This window comes from Brachyspira catarrhinii, from assembly GCF_005518285.1.
In the GTDB taxonomy this organism is placed as follows: Bacteria; Spirochaetota; Brachyspiria; order Brachyspirales; family Brachyspiraceae; genus Brachyspira; species Brachyspira catarrhinii.
Map to the genome: position 1 here is coordinate 1 of NZ_SJDU01000570.1, position 1,094 is coordinate 1,094.

At 33.4% G+C, this 1,094-nt stretch carries 1 protein-coding gene; it reads left to right on the forward strand.

Going from position 1 to position 1,094, the window contains the following annotated elements:
- Window positions 1–1,015 (forward strand): DEAD/DEAH box helicase (locus tag EZH24_RS12370; RefSeq protein ID WP_137999359.1); only part of this gene is annotated, 1,015 nt, incomplete at its 5' end.
- Window positions 1,016–1,094: the final 79 nt, after the last annotated feature.

Below are 1,094 nucleotides of genomic sequence, written 5' to 3' on the forward strand. Positions count from 1 at the left end.
GGATATTATGCATAGGATACAGAGCAAAACTCTTATTATAGTGACGGGAGTGACGGCTTGCAGACAATGGAGAGAGGAAATACTCGATAAAACCGATATTCCTCCAGAAGATATAGGAGAATATAACGGATTAAATAAAGAGATAAAACCGATAACTATAGCGACTTATAAAATATTGACTTATAGAAAAGATAAAGAATCTCCTTTTAAGCATTTTGAAATATTTTTTCGTCAAAATTGGGGACTCGTAATTTATGACGAAGTTCATTTGCTTCCCGCTCCTATAATAAAACTTACAAGCGAAATTCAAAGCATGAGACGGCTCGGACTCACGGCGACTCTTATAAGAGAAGACGGACTTGAAAAAGATGTATTTTGTTTAATCGGACCTAAAAAATTCGATATGCCTTGGAGAGAACTCGAAGAGAAAAAATTTATCGCCGAAGCCTATTGCTACGATATAAGAATTCCATTGGACGAAAGCCATAGAGACGATTATGTCGTTTCGAACGATAGAATAAAATTTAGAATTGCAAGCGAAAATATTTTAAAATACGACATGGTAAAAAAAATAATAGAAAAAGTGAGAGGGAAAAATATATTGATTATTGGGCAGTATATATCGCAACTTGACGAAATGCAAAAAAGAACGGGCTTTCCGATAATCAAAGGAAAAACTCCTCAAAGCGAAAGAGATATTATTTATAAAAAATTTAAATCGGGAGAAATAAATGCGCTTATAGTTAGCAAAGTCGCAAATTTGGCAGTGGATTTGCCTGACGCAAATGTTTTGATACAAATATCGGGAACTTTCGGTTCGAGGCAGGAAGAGGCTCAAAGATTGGGAAGAGTTTTGCGCCCAAAAAAAGACGAGAATAAAAGTTATTTCTTTTCGATTATCACAAGCGACACAAAAGAGGAAGATTTTTCGCATAAAAGACAATTATTCCTTACCGAGCAGGGCTATCATTACGAATTATTGGATACAGATTCTTTCGATGGATTGATAATTTAAAGTTTAAGATTTATAAACCGATATTTTTATAAAGAATTATATAATTTTTACTTGACTTTTTTATAAGTTTGTTATACTA